We start from the raw sequence: 24,315 nt of genomic DNA, 5'->3' as shown, positions 1-24,315 counted from the left end.
TACTGAAAGGAGCATAGCGTCATGATACGCAAAACGGAAGATGTGGTCACTGCCTCTCGTCCTAAGAAATTGAGCAAGCGAAAACGCCAGCGCTATATCTGGGCATATGTGTTTCTTTTTCCGCAAATTATCATGTTTTTTGTTTTTTCGCTGTATCCGATTATCATGAGCTATGTCTATTCTTTTTATGATTGGTCAGGGATCGGTCCTCTGGATGATTTTGTTGGCTTCGCAAACTATTGGCAACTCCTTACATCAGACAGATTTTGGGCGTCTCTTCTGAACTCCTTTTATTATGTAGCAGGCACGACAGTCTTAAGTGTTGGGTTCGCTCTAATTCTTGCAATCATTTTGAATGACCAACGAATGAAAGGTAAAGGATTTTACCGAACGATTTACTTCTTGCCTGTAGTCACAACGACAGCCATTGTTGGAATCATTATGAGTAGTATTTTTGGAATCAACGGTCTCGCCAATGCCATTATTACCGGATTACATCTCTCTGAACGACCGATTCCTTTCCTTAGTGATGCCACGTTGGCGATGGGGATTTTAATTGTCGTTGGTGCATGGAAAGGTCTGGGCATCAATATGGTCTATTGGCTTGCTGGACTTCAGTCCATCCCTAATGAGCTCTATGAATCAGCGCAGCTAGATGGTGCGGGATTTTGGAGAACGTTGAGACATATCACGTTGCCCTTATTAAAACCTATTTTTGCAGTGATCATGCTACTGTCCATTGTCGGTGGAATCAATGCCTTTGATTTGGTCAAAACGTTGACCAACGGAGGACCGTATTACCAAACAGAAACCTTGGATTTGTTTATTTACAATTATGCATTTTCTAGTGATACGACCGGTGGAGATACACGAATGGGGTATGCGTCTGCCGCGGGCGTTCTTTTAGGAATGATTACATTTGTGATTAGCCTCGCATTTGGAGGCGCCAGTTTCCAAGCAGAGCTACGCAAATTTAGAGAAAATCGGAAAAAAGGGAGGAAGAAAGCGTGATCTCAAGCAAAAAAGCTCGCATATTCCTTCATGTGTTTCTTTCCGTTTTAGGATTGATCTGGATCTATCCATTCATCTGGATGGTTCTTTCATCTTTAAAAACCAATCGTGAGTTTTTGACGAGTGGCATTCAGCCATTGCCTGAGGACCCTCAATGGGAGAATTATCTTCGGGCATGGGACAGCGCTAATTTTTCGGATTACTTCTTGAACACCGTCATTTTCACTGTGTCGGTCGTGTTCATCGTTATTGTACTTTGTGCACTTACTGGTTATGCCCTTGGTAGAGTGCAGTTCCCAGGGCAGAAAACAATCATGTTCATCGTTGTTGCGATTATGTTTATTCCAAAAGGGTATACTGTCATCCCTTTATTTCAAATTATTAGTGATCTCGGCTTGTCTAACTCGTTATTCGGTGTGATCGTTGCCGAGTCCTCGGGGGCGCACGTTTTGTTTATTCTCATGTTTGCCTCCTTCTTTGCACGGATTCCGAATGAGATTGAAGAAGCCGCTGAAATGGACGGGGCAGGATTTCTACGCACCTTCTTTAATGTCATGCTGCCGCTTAGTGCACCGATTATTGCGACAACGGCGATTATGCAATTTATCTGGACATGGAGTTCGTTCTTACTACCGCTTGTGCTGACCGCGAGTAAGCCTGAACTGCGGACGCTTGCCGTTGGGATGCAAAATTTTGTAGGGACCTATACAGCGGATTATGTTGGGATGACCGCGGGCGCTACAATTTCTCTCCTACCAGTTATGCTTGTGTTCATCTTTATGCAACGTTACTTTATGGAAGGCGTCGCAGGTGCTGTGAAATCGTAAGTTTGAGAACGTTTCCCACAGTTTAGTCAAACAATCAATGAAGCGGACGAGGGTCGAATGTCGATCCATCGTGCGCTTTTTTTGTAAAACGGGAGGAAGAAAAACAGGAGAAAGTTGTTGATAAATGGGTCTGTAAATCTTCTTATATGGAATAATTTGGGAGTTCGCTCATCTCTCCCTTTGTAACGGTCTTATGTGAAAAAGCTTTGTAAAGAAATACGGTAATGATAAAAAAAACTAGAAAAAACTATTGAAAGCGCTTAATTTCTGTGTATAATGTCATTAAAGGTAACGACCTTTTATTAAAGATAGTTATGAATTGGGATAGGGAGGTATATTTGATGAAATCTAGGCTTAGAAAGTATATCGGCAGTTTTGGTTTAATTTCCATGCTGACAGTAGCTGGATGTGCAGGCAGTGGAAGCAGTGGAGGGGAGACTGCATCGTCAGGAGATACGACAACAGGGGAAGATGTCACGCAAATCAGCTTTATTCATTGGCGTGGGGAAGATGTGGATGCATTTGAGAAAATCATCTCAGATTTTGAAAGCGCTAACCAAAGCGTTCAAGTCGAAATGAATACGTATCCATCAGAGCAGTACCAATCGAATGCCCAACAAATGCTGCGCTCAGGTTCTGTCGGGGACGTTTTTGCGGTCTTCCCAGGCTCACAATTTGAAATTATGAAGAAGGCGGGCTTGATGGCAGATTTGACGGAAGAAGCATTCGTTTCAAATTTTGAGGAAACTCCAATTGAAGTTGGGCAGGTAGATGGCAAGCAGTATGCACTTCCGTATCAGATGGTGTTTAATATGCCGGTGTATAACAAAGATCTCATTGAAGCAGCGGGTTTTGATGAAATCCCACAAAGCTGGGAAGGGTTCCTCGCTATGGCCAAAGCGCTCGATGAAAAGGGGATAGCGCCAATTGCAATTCCTGCGGCTGATATCGGGGTTGGCCAGTTTATGAATAGCATGGTCATGAACAACTCAGAAGACGGTATTTTTGAGAAACTTGGGGCTGGTGAAGCTTCGTTAACTGATGAGTGGTGGGTCAAAACCTTAACGCAAATCAAGGAATTGTTGGATCTGGGGTACTTCCAAGACAACCCTCTAGGTACGCAGCAGGATGCGGCTATGGCCCTTGTTGCAAGAGGCGAAGCAGCAATGCTGGCGACAGGATCCTACCACATGTCTTCGTTAAAAGAACTAAATCCAGAGCTTTCGTTGGATCTCCTTGCACCTATCACTGTGTCTGAGGATCAAAAAAGATATGATGGCATTCACACAGCGACCTTTATGTTGGCAGTGAATGAGAATTCTGAGAAAAAAGAAGCGGCAAAGGCATTTATTGATTATCTCAGTCAGCCGGAAGTAGCTTCTTACTATGCTAATGAAACGGGTCAGCATTTAACAGTGAAAGATGTGACCTACGAGGATGAATCTCTTCAAAACACAGCGTACTGGTTATCAGAAAAAGAGACTCGCTTTCAACCGCGTTATATGATTACCAACGCGCAAGTGGAAAAGGCCGTTTTATCATCAATCGAAAATGTTTTGGGCGGAGCTTCTCCAGAAGAAGCGGCTGCTGAGGCACAAAAGATTGTTGAAGAAAACCTCCAATAGAGAGAGGGTAGGTTTGTTGTGAAAGTTTCAAAATCCATTTATCTGTTTTTCATACCAGGAGCGATTCTGTATGCCATTTTCTTCTTATATCCGGCATTGAGTGCATTTTACTACTCAGTGACGAATTGGGACGGGATTTCCCCGTCCTATGCATTCGTAGGATTTGAGAACTATGTACGTGCATTTACAGGAGATAGCATTTTTATGAAGGCTATAGGGAATAACCTAAAGTTTCTCCTGTTTGTTGTTGTATTTCAAACGATCGTGGCCTTAGTATTTGCAATGATTTTGCGTAAGAATTCTAAGATTAATGTCTTTTGGAGAGCATTGTTTTTCTTTCCTACCATTCTATCTTCCGTCTCCGTTGCCTTTGTCTGGTCGTTTATCTATGATCCGAATCTTGGGCTTCTGAACGCAGGTCTTGAAGCAGTGGGATTAGGACAGCTTCAACAAGGGTGGCTTGGTGATGAATCGGCAGCCATTTTTGCTCTGGCGTTCACCCAGGTGTGGTTTCATGCAGGGCAGATGCTCATCATTTTCGTGGCCGGCTTGCATGCTATTCCAAATGACTTGTATGAAGTCGCCAACATTGAGGGGGCGACAAGGTGGCAAACCTTTAGAAAAGTCACTTGGCCGCTGTTGGCGCCTTCGGCAACGATTGTCATCGCCTATACGACGATTCAGTCGTTCAAGGCGTTTGATCTTGTGTTTGCAATGACACGCGGTGGACCGAATTATTCAACTGAAATCATTGCCACCTACATTTATGAGGTCGGTTTCAGAAGTTATTCCTTTGGTTATGCCTCTGCTATTTCGGTTATCTTTATGGCAATTATCGCTTTAATTACCTTTCTGCAATTCAAGGCTTTGCGTTCCGGCAGAGTGAACTATTAACACAATGCTTGATAAAAGAGGTGAAGTGTCATGGTGAAAAAAGGTGCTTTGTTGCTGTATGGTTTTCTAATTATAATCCCGATGTTGATGGTTATTTTGACATCAATGAAAACACTGCAGCAAACTTTTGACAATCCACTAGGTATTCCGGCTAGTGGACTGCAATTCTCCAATTATATTGATATTTTTATTGAACAAACGATGGTTGGTTACTTTGCCAACTCTGTGATTGTCACGTTGTGCTCGGTTTTTTTCGCGCTCTTGTTTGCCTCAATGATTGCATTTGGCATCAGCCGAATTCACGGATGGGTGGGCGGCGTTCTGTTCGCTGTTTTTTCGCTCGGTATGATCGTGCCAGCACAGGTGATTATGGTTCCTCTTTATTCGCTTGTACTTCAACTTGAGCTAACGGATAGCTTGTTTGGTCTGATTATAGTGAACGTAGCTGTTACAATGCCGATTGCCATCTTCATTTTGACAGGCTTTATGAAAACCCTGCCAAAAGAACTTTTTGAGGCATCCATGATTGATGGAGCAGGGAACTGGAAGATCTTCACGAAAATGGTTGTCCCCATGTCTCTGCCATCCATGTCAGCTACAGCGATTTTCTTGTTTGTAATTAATTGGAATGATCTTTTGTATCCATTGCTGTTTATCACAGACAATGCGTATAAAACCTTGCCGTTGGCTTTACTCGATTTTCAGGGCCAGTATGCAACCAATTACCCGATGCTATTCACAGGAGTGATTATTTCCTCCTTGCCTATGGTGCTCGTGTACATTTTCTTGCAGCGCTATTTCGTTGCGGGCATGATGGCAGGAGCAGTCAAGGGATAGGATACCGACATCAAAGGAGGAGTAGAGGTGCTTTCTACTTTACAACAGCTAAACCCAAACCTTTCCCTAAGCTTAATCACTGATGATTGTTTTCGTGTGTTTGGTGAAGTGCTAACCAATTTTCCTGTGCAGTGTGCTTATGAGTGGCTAGAGCCTTTGGAAATTCCTGAAACCGGCAACCGATATGAACCGTCCATAAAGGACTGGGAATCCTCAGACATCAAAACGTGGCTTGAGGATAGCTATTATGGCACGATGCCGGTTCAAATTGGCTACTGCAATGGCCGAAATGAGACGGTCAATGGACTTGAATACCATCAAGGAGATGAAGTGCTGTTTGCCGCCACGGATTGTGTGCTCTTTTTAGGCGACTACAGAACATGGGATCAACAGCAGCCTATTGATCCAGAAGAGCTGACATATGTCTTTGTTCCTGGTGGTACAGCCCTTCGCCTTTACCGCACAACGATGCATTTATCGCCATGTACGGTGACTTCAGAAGGGTATAAGACTCTCATAATTTTGCCAGAAGGAACAAATACACCAATCGATGAGAACCAGCGAAGGAAAGATCCTTATTTGTTTCAACGGAACAAATGGCTGATTGCTCACGAAGAGCACAGCATTTTTACAGATCAGGGAGTGCCTGTTGGTTTGAAGAAGGGACCGAAGCAGCGCTTCATTTACTCGCTAGAAAGGAAGGACACCTAAGATGAAGGCAACGATCTTATATGCACCTATTGGAAGAAAGACTTTTGATATGGAAGCCGCAAACGCTCAATACAACGCATCTATAGCATGGCTAGAATCGACGGGCGAGGAAATTCTCACACCAGGGGGTATTATGACTTCTCCAGAGGAGGTGAGCGAATTCTTAGCCACTGTGGATACGTCTTCTGTGTATGCTGTGCTCTATCAAAGTGTGACATTTGCGGATGGAGAATTTGTCGTTCGTTTGCTGGAGGGAGTTGATGCTCCGTTTGTGGTCTGGTCAGTGCGCGAGCCGAGTGTAGGTGGGCGTTTACGTCTCAATTCACTGACTGGGGGCAATAGCACGTCCCATGTGCTTCACAATCACGAGCGGCCGTTTCGTTTTGTGCTCGGGAATCCGGATGAGCCTGAACTTCAGAACCTCCTCGGTCGTCAACTGACGGTGCTTCGCTTACGCCATAAACTTCAAAATAGCACCATCGGGGTCGTTGGTGATCACCCACCAGGCTTTTATTTCTCAGAAGCAAAGGAAGAGCACTTGCACCAGGCCTTTGGAATGACACTCAAGAATTTTGATATCCAAGACGCGTTTGATAAGTGTGTAGATGTCCCCGAGGAGGAGTGGCGTCCAGCAGTGGAACACGCGGAGCGAAGTGTGGTTGGGTTAGATCGTGACGATCATGCGGTCAAACGGTTTGCTCAGTTCTACACTTATATGAATAAAAAGGTGCAAGACCAACAAATCGCAGCGCTCGCCATGCGTTGCTGGCCGGATTTTTTTGAGCAGCTGCAGGCAGCTCCATGTTCAACATTGTCTCATTTTACCGACCAAGGCATCGTTGCCTCTTGTGAATCAGATATTCATGGGTCGGTGTCGATGTATATTTTACGTGAATTGACAGGAACAGCACCGTATCTTGGTGATCTTGTGCACGTGCATCCAGAACGGAATTCTACCGTCTTCTGGCATTGTGGGGCTGGTGCGTATTCGCTGGCATCTCCGAAAACGGGCGCTACTGTAGGTGTGCATCCGAACAGAAAATTAGGTTTTGCTCTTGATTTTGGATTGAAGTCCGGAATTGTCACGATCTTCCGAGTGAGCTACACGCGTAATGGGTACCGTTTGCTCGTTATGAAGGGGAAAGCACTTGAGGACGGTATTACGTTTCAGGGCACATCGGTAGAGGTCGGATTTTCTTCTGAGGTGGAAGGCCTTGTCTCTTCTCTGATGGCGGAAGGGTATGAGCCACACTATGCGATTGTGTACGGTGATGTAACCGAGGAACTGACAGAATTGGGTGAGCAGCTTGGGATTCCAACAAAATTTTATGAGTAACACAGCTGGAGATGTTCGATCATGAAGAGAATAGCCATCTTGCAGGCAGGAGGACCAACTCAAGTGCTCAATGCTTCATTGGCCGGATTTGTGAACACCGCCAAGCAGTTCAGTCAGCTGGTTTTCGTGCAGGGTGGATATGAGGGACTTGCAAAAGGAGATTTTTATGAGGCAGATGAAAAGAAGCTGGCGTGGGTGCAAGCCCATAGAGGGGTCCCTGGCGCCTGTCTTGCTTCTGGTCGATTTCCATTGAATGAGCAAGCACTTCAACAAAGCCTTCACCATTTAAAGGAGAAGTGCATTGATACGGTGGTAGGCATCGGAGGAAACGGCACAATGGCCGCATTGCAAAAGCTGTCCTCCTATGCAGCTAAAGATGGGATGTCCCTACAGGTGGCTGGCATCCCAAAAACGGTGGACAACGATATTGGGTGTACTGATCATGCCCCGGGGTTTGGGAGTGCTGCACGCTATGTGGCCGCTTCTGTAAGAGATATGAGCAGGGATCTTCTAGCTATGAAAAACTTTGAAAAAATTCGTATTCTCGAAACGATGGGGCGTCATACCGGTTGGCTGGCGGCTGCGTCTGGATTGTTGCGAGATTACGAGGAGGAAGGGCCTCATTTTATTGGTCTTCCGGAAGTACGAACAGATCCTGATGAGCTCTGTGGGATCGTATCGAATGCATTGTCCAAGCATGGCTGTGCATTGCTCGTTGTGAGTGAAGGAATGCTTTGGGACAAAACAAGCCCTGTGGCAAGAGCGGAGGTCAATGGCCGACAAATGCTTGGTGGTGTTTCTCAGGCTATTGCTGAGTATTTGGGGGAAACGCTGAACGTGAATGGCGTGCGCTCAGAGCTTTTAGGCATGAACCAGCGCAGTCTTTCCTTGGCAGTGTCAGATATTGATCGAAAAGAAGCGTATGAGGTCGGTGAACAATGTGCTAGCTTCATAGAGTCAGAGAAAACGGGGTTTATGGTTTCCATTCTTCGACAGGACTCTTATACTTATACTACGACACTAAAAGCGGTCCCCCTTCAGCGGGTAGCTGAGTATGGCGAACAATGTCTGCCAGCTCGCTTCATCACTCACCATGAAGAGTACTCTGATTGGTTGAGGCCATTGGTGGGGGAAGGATTGAAATCTTATCCTGCGCCGTAGTAAAAAGGAGAGACTAGTTTGGAGAAGTCAAAGAAACTAACAGCCAATGGAGAAGCGCTGTACTCCCAGATTAAGCGCATTTTAATCCAACGCATTAAAGAAAATGTCTGGAAGCCAAACACGCTTATTCCTACTGAACAAGAGTTGATGGATGAATTTGAGGTAAGTCGGACAACGATCCGTCAGGCAATTGCGATATTAGTGCAAATGGATTTGCTTGAAAAGAAACAGGGACGTGGCACTATTGTGCGTCCGCAAAAATTGGTGGGCAGTCTCGGACAATTGAAAGGTTTTGCAGAAGAAGTCCTTGAAAAGGGAAAGACCCCTAAATCTAAGGTCATACGGGCGGAGTTTAAAACGATGCTCTTCCCTGAAAAGGAGATTTTGTCGCTTGACGAAAAAGAAAACGTGTATTTAATTGAGCGCATTCGCTTTGCAGATGATATGCCCATCGCTTTTGAGAGAACATGTTGGCCAGAAGAGATTGGCAAAGTGCTCTCCACGTACGACCTTGATCAAGCGCAGTATTATCCGATTCTTGAGGAGCACGGGTATCATTTAAAAAAAGCACATGAGAAAATTTCGGCGATTAATGCGACGGTCTATGAAGCCGATTATTTGGGTATTCGCCCTGGAGAGGCGTTGTTGGAAATGACTCGACTCAGTTATGGAATCGACGGTCAGCCGATTGAGTATACGTGTACGAAGTATCGAAGTGATCAATATCACTATGACATCGAATTAGAGAGGTGACGTCTTTTGGCATGGATGGATGGAAAGTCAATGTTGTTGCATGCGTATAAGCATCGGTACGGAGTAGGGGCTTTTAGTGCCCAGAATGCTGAAATGGTTAAAGGTATTATTGAGGCAGCTGAAGAAGAACAAGCGCCAGTAATGATTCAAATAGGACAAAAAGCGATCACCCATCTCGGCCTGGAGCCATTGAAAGAAATGGTCGTGCAGTATGCACAAGGAGCCACTGTACCTATAGCAATCCATTTGGATCATAGCAGAAGCTACACGCAAACCATGAGAGCGATCCAGTTGGGATTCCAATCGGTTATGTTTGACGGGTCGTCACGTTCGTTTGAAGAGAACGTACGTATTACTCGTCTGGTTGCCGAGGCAGGCCATGCGCTAGGCATTGGTGTAGAAGGCGAAATTGGCAAGATTGGTGGGGTGGAGGACGACATCGATGTGAGCGAAAGTGAAGCCACCATCACAACAACAGAAGAAGCACTAGCCTTTTCAGAGCAGACGGGCATTGATTACATTGCTGTTTCTATTGGCACAGCACATGGTCTTTATACGAAAGAACCAAATCTTCGCATTGCTCGTCTAAAAGAGATTGTTGCAAGTATTGATAAGCCGGTGGTATTGCATGGAGGTTCAGGTGTGCCTGATGCCCAAGTAAAAGAGGCGATTGCAAGTGGTGTCGCTAAAATAAACGTGGATACTGAACTACGCCAGGCCGTTTCACAGGCGATGCAAGCGCGTTGGACAAAGGAACCAAACAATTTGGTTCTCGCCGATGTATTGCAGGATGGAATTGAGGCGATGAAGCACGTCGTTAAGCATAAAATACGAACATTCGGTAGTGATCGGAAGTCTTCCTTTATGCTTTAAAGGTCGTAACGTTATTACAAATAGGATGTGATGAATTTTGAAAAGACATGGTTTGATCCTCAATGGACGAGATGAGAAAACTGAAGCGTATATGGCGGTGTATCAAAAATTCACTGGGGATCTCCTAAGTGAGGTGGCAGTTGCCGAAAGTCAACATATTGAGGAGGCTGTGACCGTCAGTCGCGCTGCACAGAAGGATACTTTTTCACCGTACCAACGTTACGAGGTACTCAAGCGTACGTCGGAGCTATTACGCGAGCACGTGGATCAACTGGCAGAAATTATCACAGACGAGGTAGGCAAGCCAATTACTGAAGCGAAAACCGAGGTAGAGCGTGCGGCAATGACACTTGAGCTTTCTGCTGAAGAAGCAAAGCGTATTCAAGGGGAAATGGTGCCGGTGGAAGCGTCGCCCGGAGCTGAGGAACGGCGCGCTTTTACCCTTCGTGTGCCAGTAGGCGTGGTGGTGGCCATCACCCCATTTAATGTACCTTTGAATCTCGCTTGTCACAAAATTGGTCCTGCTCTTGCGGCTGGCAATGCAGTCATAGTAAAGCCGGCAGAGGTAACGCCTTTATCTACCTTATATCTTGGCCACCTTCTTCTAGAAGCAGGTCTTCCTAAAAACCGCCTTCATGTACTTACTGGCCATGGCCCGGACATTGGAGATTGGTTGCTTAAAAATGAAGGTGTGGACATGTTCACATTTACTGGAAGCCCTCGGGTTGGTGAGCTTATTACACAAAAAGCTGGGTTGCGAAAAGTGGCATTGGAGCTGGGAAACAATTCGGCAACGATTGTTCATCACGACGCTGACATAGAGGAAGCAGCCAAGCTTGTAGCGGCGCGTAGCTTTAACTCAGCCGGTCAGGTTTGTATTTCAGTCCAGCGTGTGCTCGTTCATAAATCGGTGTATGCACAGTTTCTTGAACGTGTGAAGACTCATACAGAGGCTCTTATCGTGGGCGACCCACGAGAGCCAGCAACTCAAGTTGGCCCGATGATTGCTGAAAAAGAAGCCCAGCGTGTCGAAGAATGGGTGAAGGAAGCTGTCTCGGAAGGTGCTACGATTGAAACAGGTGGTAAGAGAGAGGGCACATTGTTTTGGCCGACCATTCTCACCAATGTGAAAGACTCGATGAAGGTGTGCAAGGATGAAGTGTTTGGTCCAGTTGTCACCATCGACACGTATTCAGAAGGTACCGATGCAATCGAACGCGTCAATCGCTCTGTGTATGGCTTACAAGCAGGAGTATTCTCAAATGACTTGGCCTTTTGTTTGCAAGCGGCTGAGCAATTAGAGGTAGGAGGCGTCATCATAAACGATACATCTGCTTTTCGGGTGGATGCCATGCCTTATGGCGGAGTGAAACGGAGCGGTTCAGGTAAAGAAGGTCCGCGTTTTGCCATTGAGGAAATGACGCATGAACGACTTGTGGTTCTAAGATAATTTAGGATAATAGGGCAGCTAAATAGACTGTCACTGTCCAGAAGGAAGGGACGCTTGTGCTCGCTCCAGTGATCCCGATTTTCATTATTTTTTTCATCGGCTTTTTAGTTCGAAAGCGATTGCCTGTCGATGTGTCGATGTGTTCCCGACTCGCTGTTATTGTGTTTATTCCGTTTTTGGTATTTCGAAGTTTTTATAGCAATGGTCTTTCTCTCACGTCTTTGTACTATGCATTGTATCTCTCTGGTACAGTGGGGGGCTGCTTGCTCATTGTCTATTTTGTGGCGAGGCTTAGGAATCGATCAGCTACGCAAACGTGTGGAATGATGCTCGCATCTGCGTTTAGCAATAATGGAAACTACGGCATTCCTCTTGTGCTCTTTGCTTTCGGTAATGAGGCTGGAACGGTCGCCATCACCTTGATGGTGTTGCAGCAGTTGTTAATGCATACCCTTGGTGTATCCATTGCGGCAGCTGGGAGCACAGTTTTATCTGAAGGGAAAAGGCGTCGAATTAAGCTTTGGCGGATGCCCATTCTTTATGGCGCTGTAGGGGGGCTAGTGTTTCATTGGTTGTCTTGGCCAATCCATGCTTCCGTCTGGCAGGTAATCCAATCCTTAGCGGACGCCGCTGTTCCTTTTATGATGGTGGTGCTGGGCATGCAACTGGGTGCCATGACTTTAGGAAAGCTAGAGTGGCGCCGTCTGTTCGCCTCAGTAACGATCAAACTGCTCGCTGCTCCTTTGCTTGCAGCGCTGATTGTGGCAGTCCTCCCTCTCCCGCTTTTGGAAAAGCAAGTCATGATTGTCCTGGCGGCAACACCTACTGCTGTCAACACAACGTTGTATGCTGTGCAATATGACACAGACGCATCCCATGTGTCAGCTGCAACCTTGTTTAGTACGTTAATAAGTCTTGCGACCGTGCCCGTTGTATTGATGCTCGTGTCGTAGAAAGATTTTTGTGAAGCGTCTATAGCAAAGAAAACTAGGAAAAGCTGTCGGCACACAGACCATGTGGCCGTCAGCTTTTTTAGAAAAGACTTGATCATAAGAAAAAGAATGTTCCTGACCACAATTTAGGTCGGAACATTCTTTTTGATTTTGCTGCTAGTGTTGCTTCAACTTAGACGCGAATGGACTCCTCAAGCAGTTTAGTGACGGATACGATTTGCCCTGTTCGAATAGACTCTTCAGCTGCCAATCCGACGATGATTGACCAGAAGCCTTCGTCTACCGTTGCTGTGGCCGTCGTTTTTCCTTCCATGTTATCGATAAAATATTTGTGTTCATAGTAGGTTCCACCATGATGTCCACTGCTTTGAATCGCTTTAGGATAGCTAGGTGTAGATATACGACTTGCTTGCTTGTTTCCACTCAGAATTTCGAGATGAGTCTCTGGTCGCTCATTTGGGAGGAAGTCCATGTTCTCATACGCCTTCAAACGACCTTCTGCCCCACAAAGAGTAATCTCTTCATAAAACATTGGAGCAAACATGCAAAGGTTGAAGGTGGAATGAACGCCATTTTCATAGACGACCGTTACTTGCGCATGATCGACAATATCGGATGTGTCTTCATCTTCACCATAAGAAAAAGTTCTAAAATTCACTGCTTGCCCACCTGTGGCATAGACGGTGAGGGGACGTGATTCGGCAAACAGGTTGAGAAGGTCAAAATAATGACATGCTTTTTCAACCAAGGTGCCTCCAGAGTACTTTGAGAACTTGTTCCATTGCTTCACTTTGTCAAGAAAAGGAAGCCGATGCTCAACAATTGAGATCGTTTTTACGTCCCCAATGGATTTACGTTCAAGCACCTCATGAATCGCTTCGCTATAAATCGCTTTATGGCGATACTGTAAGCCAATTTGAAAAACACCAGCATAATTGGTCGCTAGTTCGTGGATTTCGAGAGCGTCCTTGAGTGATGTGGCCATTGGTTTTTCAAGCATAATATGTTTTCCTGATGTCACCGCTTCACGAACAATATCAATATGTGTGTAGTTTGGTGTGCAGATGATGAGAGCGTCCACATCAGGATCATGACAAGCTTCTTTGAGAGAATTATAACAATGTAGTTTTTTCCCGGGGTAAGCCGTCTCGAATTCTCGTTTCGTATGGGCCATGCTGCGTTCATCTACGTCGTAAATGCCGTGAATTGTGGCTCTTCCTTCCAACATTGTCACCTGAATATGCTCTGTGCCAATCATGCCTGCGCCTATAACTACAAATTTGTAGCCAGGAACTTGTTCTTTGAAGACATGCTTGTCCTCATCTGAAAGATATGCTGTATTAAAGTTTGATTTAAAATAATTGCTGTTCATTTCACTCATGTGAATCCTCCTAAGTGTCACTTTAAAGGTAGTGATATATTTAAAAAGGTAACTACCTTTATTATAATAAAACGCTTACAAAATAACAAGGGAATTTATAAAGTTGGGTTTGTTTCTGAACACATATCACTAACAACAAAACCGCAAAGATTGCACTTTTCCTTTGGTATCGAATAAGCTCGTATAATTTCCTGTCTATAGGAAATTCTTCTGATATAGCGCTTCCAATGTCTGTGTTATACATTGAGGATGTAGAAAGGTTGTGGTTGGTTTGCACAATAAACGTAATCAATTAATTGACTTTCTATTGAATCAACATCAAGGCTATGTTTCGGCGACGGTCTTGGCTGAAATGTTAAACGTGACGGATCGTACGATACGGAACTATATAAAGGATATCAACGAGAGCTCTAGTGACATCGTTATCCTATCTTCCCCACAAGGCTATGCCATTTTAAAAGAAGAGAGCCAATTGGATCAAAGGAGGGATCTTACAAAAAAGGAACCGGAAGAAGCGATTTTAGAATTTGAAATGATTCAATATCTAATGAATGCAGACCAATACATTACCTACGACAAAATTGCTGAAAGATTTTATTATTCACCACAGACCATTCGAAGTCGAATTCAAAAGCTTACGATGAACATCCAAGAACTGGGGATTGAATGCTCGATTGATGCGAAGGTATTTAAGGGCATTCGGTTGATCGGAACAGAGATGCAAAAGAGAATTTTGTTGGAAAACGCATTTGCTTCTATTTACGTAAAAAAAGAGGATTTCAAGGATGTCGTCATACAACGGTTTACCTCTTGGCTGGATGCAGATGTAATTGAAAGCGTATTTAAATTTACAGACGAGATCAACATTCACTATCAATTAAACATGGAATTCTCGATCTATAAAAAGCTAATCAGTCAACTCATCATTATCATCCATCAAATAAACAGTGGTCAATTGGTTGATCGCCAGGATGAAGAGCTGGAAAAATTGACTGGTTTTAAAGAATTCGAAGTAGCGGATGCGTTTCGGTCACATTTACAACCTTATGCGAATGTCACAGACGATGAAGCTGTTTTTTTAGTGAACTACTTAATGTCATTACAATTGGATTTGGAAGGAACTGAAATAACGAATCGAAATCCACAAATTGTTGACAAAATAGAAGCTATATTACGGCGAGTAGAAGAGACCTACAATGTACCAACGCACTCGGAAAAACGTTTTAGAACAAACATTCTGAATCACATTTATCGGGTGATCTATCCGGTGTCTCATAACCTGCTTATTTATAATCCTTTTGTAAAAGAAACTAAAGCGGAGTATTTTTTCTCATTCAGCATCGCTTCGAACATTGCCATGCAAATCGAGAAAGAATTTGATTTGGAAATTCACGATACGGAGATTGCCTACTTGGCCTATCACATCCAAGTGATTATCGAATCCAAGGATAAAAAGAAAATCAAAACGATCCTGCTTTACAGCAGAGGTTATGAGAGGACGAAGCTGCTTGCATCGAAAATAACAACATATTTTGATGAATTGGACATCTGCGAGATAGAAAAATGGTCCACAACCTATGAATTTGATTCTTCCTATTTGTACATCGGGATTAATCAAGAAGAACTGACACCGCCGGACATTGTTCATTTCATTAGGATTCATAATAGCTTTCAAAGTGGTGATATTAAGAAGATCAGGTTCTTTCTTGAAGCACAGAATTCAATTATTGAGCAAGCGGCGATTCAATGGATAAACGAAAACAGCCCAGAGGACGCCATTCGTCATTTGTTATCGATCAATCAGCGAGAGCATTTGTATGAACCGATTATGAAAAGAGAGAACATGTCTCATACGTCTATAGGCAACCTGGTGGCTATCCCACATCCTTATTTTGAAACAAAAGAGTATAAGGAAAGCGTGATTTTCGGGGTGAATAAGAGAGCGATTCAATGGGGAGACGAACTTGTTCAGCTCATTATCATCTACATCCCTTCTTCAGATATTGAGCGAAATGAATATGTGTTTACGGAGTTTTTCCAAAAGACAAAGAGTACCGAAAGTGTGCGTGCTCTTGTCCAAGCCACCAACGAAAAAGAATTTGTAGATGTTTGGAATCAAATATAAACATTAAGAGGAGAGATTTGAATGTTAATGAACATGAAAGATTTGCTCGCAGTAGCATACAAGCACAATTTTGCGGTAGGTTCCTTTAACGTCGCAAATAGTGAATTTGTAAGAGTGGTTATCGATTCCGCTGAAGAAAAAAACGCACCAGCCATCATTCAAATTCACCCAAATGAAGTGGAATTGCTTGGGGATGATTTTATTGCCTACGTGAGAGAAAGCTGCCGAAACGCCAAGGTGCCTATGGTCATTCATTTGGATCATGGTGCTTCTGTAAAAGATTGTATGAGAGCGATAAGAAATGGATTTACCTCCGTCATGATCGATGCATCTCATGCGTCGTTTGAAGACAATATCGCCCTTACAAAGGAAGTCGTCAAAATTGCCCATGATGTAAACGTATCTGTTGAAGCTGAATTAGGAACGATTGGTTCGAATGAAGGAAGCTCTGAAGGTGGAGCGGACGTCATTCTCTATACAGACGCAGACGATGCGAAAACGTTCGTGGACGAAACAGGAATTGATACGTTGGCTATCGCGATTGGGACGTCTCATGGTCAGTACAAACACGATAGACAACCTGAGTTGAAGCTTGATTTGCTTGCTGAAATTAACCAAAAGGTTGACATACCACTTGTCCTCCATGGCGGAAGTGACAATAAGGATGAGGAGATTTCACAAACGTATCTTCATGGCGTATCAAAGATTAATTTATCAACAGATATGAAAAGTGCATTCTTTCGAGAAATGCGTCGTTTCTTAACAGAGAACCAGACAGCGTATGAGCCAGATGTCATTATGCCAAGCGCCAGAAAGGCTACTCAAGAAGTCGTGAAAGCCAAAATGGACTTGTTTAATTCAACGAATCAGGCACACCATTATTTCAGTTAATCAGGACTGCTAAATTGTTTTAGGAGGGATCCTTGTGGAATTGGTTGATATTTTAACGCGTGAAAATATAATTTTGAACCTTAAAGGCACTAGCCAAGCGGATGTCATTGATGAGATGGTGGACAAGCTAGCTGAAAACAAGCTTACAGATGACCCAGAACAATTTAAAAAAGAGATTTACCAAAGAGAGAACGAAATTTCCACTGCTGTAGGCTATGGAGTTGCTATTCCACATGCGAAATCCAAAACAGTGTCCAAGCCAACGATTATTATGGGGAGAACACTACAAGGAATTCAGTATGGGGATCAGCATACGAATTTACTATTTATGATTGCTGCGCCAGAAAACGCGTCGAATGAACATCTAGCGCTTTTGTCTAAGCTCTCCCAATATCTAATGTCTGAAACATTTAGGGCCAAGCTAATTGTGGCGACTGCTGTTGATGAGGTGATCAACGCTCTTCAAAATGAGGAGAAATTACAAGGCTCAACGTCAACGTCAGTGGATACATCTGATTCAGGGAAATACATCGTTGGGATCACCGCGTGTATGACGGGAATTGCTCATACCTATTTGGCTGCCGAATCGTTAAAAGAGGCTGCTAAAAAACGGGGGATGAAAGTAAAAATCCAAACAAACGGTGCGAATGGGCCTGAGAATAGATTAACCTCAGCGGATATCCAAAATGCTGATGCCATTATCGTCGCACACGATGTCCGAGTGGATACGTCCGTGTTTCAAGGAAAGAAACATGTGGATGTGCCTGTGAAAAAGGCCATCAACCAAGCGGATCAAATGATTGATCAAGCGTTATCCTACAATATTCGTGAAGGAAACGCTACGCATACGACTGCGGACACCGAACCAGTTGAAGAAGAAAAGTCAGGAATTAACTTCTATAAGCATATCATGAGCGGCGTTTCTTATATGATCCCATTCGTTGTCGTCGGAGGAATTTTCATTGCAATTTCCTTCATGTTTGGCATTTATGCCGCGGATCCAACTAGCGATCAATACAATGTCTTTGCTGAATTCTTTAGCCAGGTGGGTGGAGAAGCAGCGTTTGCATTAATGGTGCCCATTTTAGCAGGCTTTATTGGGTACAGTATTGCAGACAAACAAGGACTGGCTCCTGCCATGATTGGTGGGATGGTTGCCAGTATTGGCGGATCAGGCTTCCTTGGAGGGATCGTCGCGGGTTTTGTAGCAGGGTTTGCCGCGAGATTTATTGGGAGATCATTTGCGAAAGTCCCTAAGGCGTTTCAAGGACTGGTCTCTGTCTTAGTCGTTCCATTATTAAGTACCCTTATTGTTGGTGCTTTCATGTTCTTTATCTTAAACACGCCAATGTCCTTACTCAATGTATTTCTGGAGAACTGGTTAACAGGTCTTACGGGAATCAATGCTGCTCTTTTAGGCGCTTTATTAGCTGGAATGATGGCGTCCGATATGGGTGGACCAATTAATAAAACGGCTTCGGCTTTTGGTTTAGCAATGTTTGCAGCAAATATTTTTGAACCTTCAGCGGCGTTAATGGTTGGAGGCATGGTGCCCCCATTAGGGATTGCACTTGCAACGACCATCTTTAAAAATCGTTTTACCCTTCAAGAAGTAGAAGCAGGTAAAGCAAGTTATGTATTGGGAGCAAGCTTTATAACCGAGGGTGCGATTCCCTTTGCTGCCGCAGATCCGTTGAGGATAATTCCAGCAAACATCATCGGAGCGGCAGTTGGTGGCGCGTTATGTATGGTGCTCGGGATTTCCTTGAAAGCACCACACGGCGGAATCTTTGTCATTCCAATTGCGAGCAATCATCCGCTCATGTATATTGGATGCATCGTTCTAGGGTCAATCGTAACCTGTCTACTGATCGGATTCCTGAAAAAACCGCTATCTGAAGAAGATCGGAACAAAGGCAAATCAATGAGTTCTATCATATAGAAATGAGAAACCGCTTATGCAGATGTTTATGCACAAGCGGTTTTTTATTGGTTTAGATGTTGAAATCCCAACAATGAGAGCAAATTTACTTCTTTCTAGCGCCGACAATACGAGATCTTATATTCCTCGTCAAAATCCCATTCGTTTAACATGACCTCTTCAAGCATTGGAGCACCAGTTTTAAATCCTCAGTGCCGCAAGCTTGGATCGGCAAGTATTCGCGTGAAGCCTTTATCACTTAGAGGCTTTTAAGGCCACTAGATGAATAATTCTAACTTTCATTGACGAAGTCTCGATTTTTTTGTACTCAAATAGGCCAACCATAGTTTATTGGCATAGGGTATTCATCTTCGACGAATGGCCCCATTCTGAAGCAAAAGTACGTCATCATAAAAGCAGGGACTTCACAAGAAGGGAACTCGACGTATGGATGCACTTATTCTTATTTTATTAGGGCTTATCGCAAGCTTTTATGGCACAATGGTTGGTGCAGGGGGAGGATTTTTATTTGTTCCGCTTCTGCTTCTGATTTTCGGGCTTCCTCCCCAGATGGCCGCAGGTACAGGGCTAGCGGTTGTGTTTATGAGCAGCTTTTTTGGTGTGTTCGCCTATCGAAAGCAACACCGCATTTTATATAAAGAGGGGATCATCCTCTCAGCAGGAGCAATTCCGGGAACGTTTCTTGGCAGTGCACTCTTACGAAATCTTTCAGGAGATTTCTTTCATTATATATTCGCTTTGCTTCTACTGAGCGTAGGCTTGTTTTTGCTAGTGAAGCGACCACCAGAACGGGCACTGCCACAGCGTCAGGGAGTACGCGAGGAGGTATCGGCAACGTTGGAGGCGTCGCCCAATTGGCTCATGTTGTTTTTAGTTGGACTGGGGATCGGTGTTCTTTCTTCTTTCTTTGGAATTGGCGGTGGCTGGTTGTTGGTTCCATTGCTCATCTATATGTTTAAGGTTGATTCTCATAAAGCGACGGCAACCTCTATCTTTGCGCTTGCTATTTATTCTTTGGTTGGCATGATATCACCTATGATGCACGGAGATATTGACTGGAGCATTGTGCTTTGGAGCGGCATAGGCGTCATCCTCGGTTCTCAGCTTGGAGTAATTGTGTCGAGGTTGCTAAATGCTAAATGGATCACTCGAATGCTTGCTACGGTTGCGTTGGTTGTTGGTGTGACGTTGCTCGTCTGAGGCTGATGAAGAACGGTATACCTTATTCATCCGGTGTTTCATTGACGACTATTTGGGTGAGCACAGGGTACACATAAGGCTGTGTAGGCGTTGGCAGTTGATCAATGGCCGTCACTCGAATGACGGCGCGTCCAGATCGGTGTTCAATGGTCCCTTCAAGTTGTACCCATTCATTGTCTTTTAAAGACTGCGTCATCTCGCCGTGAATGAAAAAGGAAAGTACACTCGCATCGGCGACACAATGTGTAATCAAAAAACGATTAATCGTCCTCGTTCCGTTCGCCTGATTGTGCACGAATCCTTCGAGGGTTATGGTCTTGCTTTGAAAAGCCTCTGGTTCACTGGAAATCATTTCATAATAGGGAGCAAACATCTCCGCCTGTATGTTGATGGCTTCGTTGTTTTTTAAGGCGGCTATCGCTTCGTCATAGCCTTGCTCGGACATGTAATTGTTGTTGATTATGGCATTGCTGTGTGCAAGCGTTGTAGGATTTGCTTTGTTGGCGGCGATGGACGCGTTTAACGGTACGGGAGCGATACTGAAGCCGAGCACTGCGGGCAGGACGACAAGCCCATACCCGATCCAACGCCAGCGTTTTTTTGCATGTACGTGATTGTGACCACAGCCGCAAGAGTGACCCGTCTTTGCTACTGTCCAAATTCTCGTGCTTTGCTGCAATGAAAGTAGGCAAAGACCCAACGTCGCTACTTTACTGAACGTCGTGTACGCTGGATTAATATAAGAAAACAGTCGTCCGGTTGCTTGCAAATAGAGAAAGTAAAGGGCCAACATTGTTAGCAAGACAGCGCGCAATGCTTGGCGACGAGAAAAGGTCATACCCCCTACACCCCCAACTGGAACAAAAGCGCTGATAGCCAAACCGTACAAGCGACAATGACTGTAACCAACAGCACAAAGGAAACCACAAACTTGGGCTTAAACACACTAAGCAGCATCAATGTATTTTTTAGATCAATCATCGGTCCATAAATCAAAAATGCAAGGATCGACGTTGTTGGAAAAATGGAGGAGAAGGAAGCGCCAATAAAGGCATCGGCTTCTGAGCACAGTGAAAGCAGAAAGGCGAGAGCCATCATAAGAAGCGTGGAGCTCATCATATTCTGACCGAACAACAGCATGTCCCCAGCAGCGACAAAGGTTTGCATGAGTGCAGCGAGGAGAGCGCCTAAAACAAAAAACTTACCAACATCAAACAACTCATCAATGCTGTGGTTCAGCATATGCCGAAACCGTTCGATGAAAGGAGCTTTTTTGGTATGTGGATGGTTTACAGCTTTCACTCCATCCTGCTTAAACGGATTGGTGCGAAGGAGGGAGCGAGCGGTAAAAGCAATGATACAAGCAGCAACAAAACCAATTCCCATACGCATTCCCGCCATTTCTAGGCTTTGCCCAAATGCCATGTAGGTTGAAAAAATAACCATTGGATTAATGAGGGGCCCGGTCAGCAAAAAGCCTAGTGCTGCTGGAATAGGCACCCCTTTATAAATCAAGCGTCGTACAATCGGCACGATCCCGCACTCACAGGCAGGAAAAATACTTCCGACAACACAACCCATCAGGACGGAGAGCACCGGGTGCTTTGGAATCCAGCGCTGGACATGCTCTTCGGTCACAAACAACTGAATCGCCCCGGCAATCAGAATACCAATCAACAAAAACGGTAGTGCTTCAATAATGAGGCTAATAAAAATGGTCGTCACCTGCTCTAGCTGCGTAGGCATCCACTGCCCTTGAAGAGACAGCTGGTGAAGGAGCGTTGCTAGCATTGCAGTTGTGAGCAAAATGATCAACCAAGTGATGTCTAAATAGTAGGATCTGAGCCAGGTCATATACAAAAACTCCTCTCGCATAGGGGATGATCGTTTAGTATATGACCGACTCTAGTGGAATATGTGATTCAATTAACAGATTGATAGAGGCAGAGGGCTCAATTGCATGGCGTCCCTTCACAATCGCCATCTGCTAGGTCAATTTGTATGGTCGTGTGCTCTAGCTGAAACTCTTGTTTAAGCAGTGCTTGGGCGTTGGCGAGTACCGATTGGTGAGCGACCTGCGGTTCCACGACGAGATGACAGCTCAGGGAAGGAAAATCCGACGTGATCGACCACACATGCAAGTCGTGCACGTCTTTAATGCCTTGTAACGACATTAATGCCATTTTGACATCCTCAATTTGCATGCCATGCGGAACACCTTCCATCAGAATGTGAAACGAATCTTTTGTCACACGCACGCCGCTTACGATAATTAAGAAAGCCACAACAATACTGGCAATTGGATCAGCGATGCTCCACCCGAAAAACAAGATAAGCAATGCCGCCACGATAGCGCCTACCGAGCCGAGCAAATCGCCAAGCACATGCAGAAACGCACTTCTGACATTGAGGTTATCCTCTTTATCCCCCCTCATTAATAGAAAGGCGACGACGATATTCACGAGCAGCCCAATTCCTGAAATAATTAGCATGCCTGAGCTCACGACCTCTGGAGGAGCAAGAAGACGAGTAATGGCTTCCACAAATATATAAATGGAAATGCCGATAAGCGTAAGCCCATTGATGAGGGCGGCCAGAATTTCAAACCGTTTGTAGCCAAAGGTTTTCGATAAAGAAGCGCCTTTTTCTCCAAACACAATGGCGAAAAAGCTAAGTCCAAGGGCTGCGGCATCGCTCAACATATGACCAGCATCGGACAGGAGTGCCAAGCTATTTGTGAGAAAGCCGCCAATCACTTCAACGATCATGAACGAAGCAATAATAAAAAAGGAAAGCCTAAGTACCTTTTTGTTTTGGTGTCCATGATGGTGATGGTCGTGCCCATGATGATGGGAGTGGGAATGAGAGTGGTTCATGTTTGTTCACCTCAGTTTAATATATGAATATATGTTCATATATAAATTATAATCAATACACCAATGCTTTTCAACCATGTTTCTTGCCTAATTAGGTTCCCCATCCTTATTTCAATCTAACCAGATGTGTCACACGTCTTCATTATTTTAGTCAAATAGTGAAAATGAATTGAGCTTGCTGTAATACAATACCCAGTTGCGTCCTTTTGAAAATGCTATATAATGAGAATGAATATCATTATTAATTACATCATCTGACTTGAAAGTGAGGATTCGATAGTTATTATGAAGACATTTGGTTGGTTGTTAGGTTTGATTTTAATGGTTGGTGTGCTTTCTGCATGTGCTGGAGGGCAAGGACCAGCAGAGGGGATGACCAATGAAACGGCATCTGCGGAGACAGAGCATTCCCAACAAGACGATGCAATAATTGACACAGATGCGCGAATTGCATCAATGTCGATCCATATGACGAACAACTTATTAGCCCTCGGAATTACGCCAGCTGGCTCGGTCATTGGCGGAGGTGTGCAGGATTTTCTTCCCCATGTGAAAAATCAACTGGAAGGCGTGGAAAAACTAGGTGTCATTAAAAATCCGAATTTAGAGGCTGTGGTTTCACTAAAGCCTGACTATATTTTTACAGACAGCTTTTTCGGTGCTGAAACCGTTGATAGCTTGGAAAAGATTGCTCCAGTGATCAGCACGAATTTGGACAAAGGCACATGGCGCGATCAGTTGCTTGAAACGTCTTCCCACTTTGCATTGGAAGATAAAGCTCAGTCTTTTATTGAGGAGTATGACGCGAAGGCAAAGCGTGTTGGGGAGCTCATCCATGAGGAGCTTGGATATGATGCAAAAGTGATGGCAGTGCGGGTGACCGCAAAAAATATCCGCGTGCAAAGCACTGGACGTCCTCTTGGTCCCATTTTGTACGACGATCTCAAGCTCACACCACCTAAATTGGCAGAGGATATTTCAAAGGCTGAGCCGTATGCCGCCATTTCTGTAGAGGTGCTCCCTGAATCAGATGCAGATGCCATTATCCTCATGGTCAATAACGATGAAGACGCGAGAAAAGCATTTGCGACACTTGAAAATAATCCACTTTGGTCGCATGTAAAAGCCGTCAAAAACGATCATGTGTATGCGGTTGACGGACAAAAATGGCTAGATTATTCATCGCTCGGTCAAAGCATGGCGCTCGATAATGCCGAAGAGCTGTTTACTAACAAATAGAGCAGTAGACGTCATAAACCCCTGTGGCCAATTTGCCATCAGGGGTTTTTGCATGGACATGTTTAATTACAGCTGAGCAGGCTTACTAAATGGCTATATTTTTTAAAATTAATCTCCTTTGTTCATTGGAGTGAAGAGTTAAATATGAAATGCGCAGGAGTACAGCAATATACAAAAGAGGAAACCATTCAGACTCCAGCGAAGTTGCTTCGCTGAGTTCTTAAATTTTT

21 protein-coding genes are annotated in these 24,315 nt (G+C 44.4%); 17 read left to right on the top strand and 4 right to left on the bottom strand.

The genetic code is table 11. The features are described from left to right. Positions 1–21 precede the first annotated feature (21 nt). The 12 genes from EV213_RS07125 to EV213_RS07070 all read left to right on the top strand — a co-directional run bounded on the left by EV213_RS07125 (position 22) and on the right by EV213_RS07070 (position 12,431). Entirely contained in the window at positions 22–1,011 is a 990-nt protein-coding gene (locus EV213_RS07125; protein ID WP_133579816.1) for a carbohydrate ABC transporter permease, read from the top strand. Next, the gene (locus EV213_RS07120; protein WP_243740014.1) at positions 1,008–1,838 is read left to right on the top strand and encodes a carbohydrate ABC transporter permease; all 831 of its coding nucleotides are present in this window, start codon (positions 1,008–1,010) and stop codon (positions 1,836–1,838) included. Before EV213_RS07125 ends, EV213_RS07120 begins: the two co-directional genes overlap by 4 nt. Positions 1,839–2,179: 341 nt before the next feature. Next, on the top strand, positions 2,180–3,463 hold the full coding sequence (locus tag EV213_RS07115) for an ABC transporter substrate-binding protein (protein WP_133579815.1): 1,284 nt from the start codon (positions 2,180–2,182) through the stop codon (positions 3,461–3,463). Positions 3,464–3,481: 18 nt separating this feature from the next. After that, complete coding sequence (locus EV213_RS07110) at positions 3,482–4,357, top strand: carbohydrate ABC transporter permease (RefSeq protein ID WP_208112719.1); 876 nt, start codon at positions 3,482–3,484, stop codon at positions 4,355–4,357. 30 nt (positions 4,358–4,387) lie between these two features. After that, positions 4,388–5,194 (top strand): carbohydrate ABC transporter permease, encoded by an 807-nt coding sequence (locus EV213_RS07105; protein ID WP_133579814.1) that lies wholly within the window; start codon positions 4,388–4,390, stop codon positions 5,192–5,194. 27 nt (positions 5,195–5,221) lie between these two features. Beyond that, positions 5,222–5,905, top strand: a complete 684-nt coding sequence (locus EV213_RS07100; RefSeq protein ID WP_166639196.1) for a DUF4867 family protein — start codon at positions 5,222–5,224, stop codon at positions 5,903–5,905. 1 nt (position 5,906) lies between these two features. Further along, a complete protein-coding gene (sftI, locus tag EV213_RS07095; protein ID WP_133579812.1) occupies positions 5,907–7,241 on the top strand; it encodes a sulfoquinovose isomerase in 1,335 nt (444 codons plus the stop codon). A 21-nt stretch (positions 7,242–7,262) separates the two neighbouring features. Beyond that, complete coding sequence (locus EV213_RS07090) at positions 7,263–8,402, top strand: diphosphate--fructose-6-phosphate 1-phosphotransferase (protein WP_133579811.1); 1,140 nt, start codon at positions 7,263–7,265, stop codon at positions 8,400–8,402. 18 nt (positions 8,403–8,420) lie between these two features. Continuing rightward, positions 8,421–9,155, top strand: coding sequence for a GntR family transcriptional regulator (locus EV213_RS07085; protein WP_133579810.1), 735 nt, complete (start codon positions 8,421–8,423; stop codon positions 9,153–9,155). Between the two features lie 15 nt (positions 9,156–9,170). Next, on the top strand, positions 9,171–10,028 hold the full coding sequence (locus EV213_RS07080; protein WP_243740021.1) for a class II fructose-bisphosphate aldolase: 858 nt from the start codon (positions 9,171–9,173) through the stop codon (positions 10,026–10,028). Positions 10,029–10,119: 91 nt separating this feature from the next. Then, a complete protein-coding gene (locus EV213_RS07075) occupies positions 10,120–11,478 on the top strand; it encodes an aldehyde dehydrogenase family protein (RefSeq protein WP_133579865.1) in 1,359 nt (452 codons plus the stop codon). A gap of 56 nt (positions 11,479–11,534) precedes the next feature. Continuing rightward, on the top strand, positions 11,535–12,431 hold the full coding sequence (locus EV213_RS07070; RefSeq protein WP_133579808.1) for an AEC family transporter: 897 nt from the start codon (positions 11,535–11,537) through the stop codon (positions 12,429–12,431). A gap of 172 nt (positions 12,432–12,603) precedes the next feature. Here EV213_RS07070 and EV213_RS07065 read toward each other — a convergent pair whose 3' ends face one another. After that, entirely contained in the window at positions 12,604–13,812 is a 1,209-nt protein-coding gene (locus EV213_RS07065) for a Gfo/Idh/MocA family protein (protein ID WP_133579807.1), read from the bottom strand. Positions 13,813–14,083: 271 nt separating this feature from the next. Between EV213_RS07065 and EV213_RS07060 the strand changes: the two genes are divergently transcribed. The 4 genes from EV213_RS07060 to EV213_RS07045 all read left to right on the top strand — a co-directional run bounded on the left by EV213_RS07060 (position 14,084) and on the right by EV213_RS07045 (position 19,970). After that, entirely contained in the window at positions 14,084–15,937 is a 1,854-nt protein-coding gene (locus EV213_RS07060; protein ID WP_133579806.1) for a BglG family transcription antiterminator, read from the top strand. Between the two features lie 21 nt (positions 15,938–15,958). Continuing rightward, positions 15,959–16,828 (top strand): ketose-bisphosphate aldolase, encoded by an 870-nt coding sequence (locus EV213_RS07055; protein ID WP_133579805.1) that lies wholly within the window; start codon positions 15,959–15,961, stop codon positions 16,826–16,828. Positions 16,829–16,862: 34 nt separating this feature from the next. Further along, complete coding sequence (locus EV213_RS07050) at positions 16,863–18,770, top strand: PTS fructose transporter subunit IIABC (protein ID WP_133579804.1); 1,908 nt, start codon at positions 16,863–16,865, stop codon at positions 18,768–18,770. A 426-nt stretch (positions 18,771–19,196) separates the two neighbouring features. After that, entirely contained in the window at positions 19,197–19,970 is a 774-nt protein-coding gene (locus EV213_RS07045) for a sulfite exporter TauE/SafE family protein (protein WP_133579803.1), read from the top strand. A 22-nt stretch (positions 19,971–19,992) separates the two neighbouring features. On the opposite strand, the gene EV213_RS07040 is transcribed toward EV213_RS07045, so the two are convergent. The 3 genes from EV213_RS07040 to EV213_RS07030 form a co-directional block, all read right to left on the bottom strand. Then, a complete protein-coding gene (locus EV213_RS07040; protein WP_133579802.1) occupies positions 19,993–20,808 on the bottom strand; it encodes a TIGR03943 family putative permease subunit in 816 nt (271 codons plus the stop codon). Positions 20,809–20,813: 5 nt separating this feature from the next. Continuing rightward, positions 20,814–21,824, bottom strand: a complete 1,011-nt coding sequence (locus EV213_RS07035) for a permease (protein WP_133579801.1) — start codon at positions 21,822–21,824, stop codon at positions 20,814–20,816. A 98-nt stretch (positions 21,825–21,922) separates the two neighbouring features. Next, positions 21,923–22,846, bottom strand: coding sequence for a cation diffusion facilitator family transporter (locus EV213_RS07030; RefSeq protein ID WP_133579800.1), 924 nt, complete (start codon positions 22,844–22,846; stop codon positions 21,923–21,925). Positions 22,847–23,131: 285 nt separating this feature from the next. Between EV213_RS07030 and EV213_RS07025 the strand changes: the two genes are divergently transcribed. Then, on the top strand, positions 23,132–24,085 hold the full coding sequence (locus EV213_RS07025) for an ABC transporter substrate-binding protein (protein ID WP_133579799.1): 954 nt from the start codon (positions 23,132–23,134) through the stop codon (positions 24,083–24,085). The last annotated feature ends 230 nt before the right edge of the window (positions 24,086–24,315 follow it).

The sequence above is a fragment of the Aureibacillus halotolerans genome (assembly GCF_004363045.1).
Lineage (GTDB): Bacteria > Bacillota > Bacilli > Bacillales > DSM-28697 > Aureibacillus > Aureibacillus halotolerans.
The sequence above is the reverse complement of the archived record's forward strand: the minus strand, read 5'-3'. Positions and strand labels throughout refer to the sequence as shown.

Bases quoted from the DNA above. Each gene is read 5' to 3' on its own strand.
- EV213_RS07125 (WP_133579816.1), top strand. From the start codon at position 22: ATGATACGCAAAACGGAAGATGTGGTCACTGCCTCTCGTCCTAAGAAA.
- EV213_RS07115 (WP_133579815.1), top strand. From the start codon at position 2,180: ATGAAATCTAGGCTTAGAAAGTATATCGGCAGTTTTGGTTTAATTTCC.
- EV213_RS07105 (WP_133579814.1), top strand. From the start codon at position 4,388: ATGGTGAAAAAAGGTGCTTTGTTGCTGTATGGTTTTCTAATTATAATC.
- sftI (WP_133579812.1), top strand. From the start codon at position 5,907: ATGAAGGCAACGATCTTATATGCACCTATTGGAAGAAAGACTTTTGAT.
- EV213_RS07090 (WP_133579811.1), top strand. From the start codon at position 7,263: ATGAAGAGAATAGCCATCTTGCAGGCAGGAGGACCAACTCAAGTGCTC.
- EV213_RS07080 (WP_243740021.1), top strand. From the start codon at position 9,171: ATGGATGGAAAGTCAATGTTGTTGCATGCGTATAAGCATCGGTACGGA.
- EV213_RS07075 (WP_133579865.1), top strand. From the start codon at position 10,120: ATGGCGGTGTATCAAAAATTCACTGGGGATCTCCTAAGTGAGGTGGCA.
- EV213_RS07065 (WP_133579807.1), bottom strand. From the start codon at position 13,812: ATGAGTGAAATGAACAGCAATTATTTTAAATCAAACTTTAATACAGCA.
- EV213_RS07055 (WP_133579805.1), top strand. From the start codon at position 15,959: ATGTTAATGAACATGAAAGATTTGCTCGCAGTAGCATACAAGCACAAT.
- EV213_RS07045 (WP_133579803.1), top strand. From the start codon at position 19,197: ATGGATGCACTTATTCTTATTTTATTAGGGCTTATCGCAAGCTTTTAT.
- EV213_RS07040 (WP_133579802.1), bottom strand. From the start codon at position 20,808: ATGACCTTTTCTCGTCGCCAAGCATTGCGCGCTGTCTTGCTAACAATG.
- EV213_RS07035 (WP_133579801.1), bottom strand. From the start codon at position 21,824: ATGACCTGGCTCAGATCCTACTATTTAGACATCACTTGGTTGATCATT.
- EV213_RS07030 (WP_133579800.1), bottom strand. From the start codon at position 22,846: ATGAACCACTCTCATTCCCACTCCCATCATCATGGGCACGACCATCAC.
- EV213_RS07025 (WP_133579799.1), top strand. From the start codon at position 23,132: ATGAAGACATTTGGTTGGTTGTTAGGTTTGATTTTAATGGTTGGTGTG.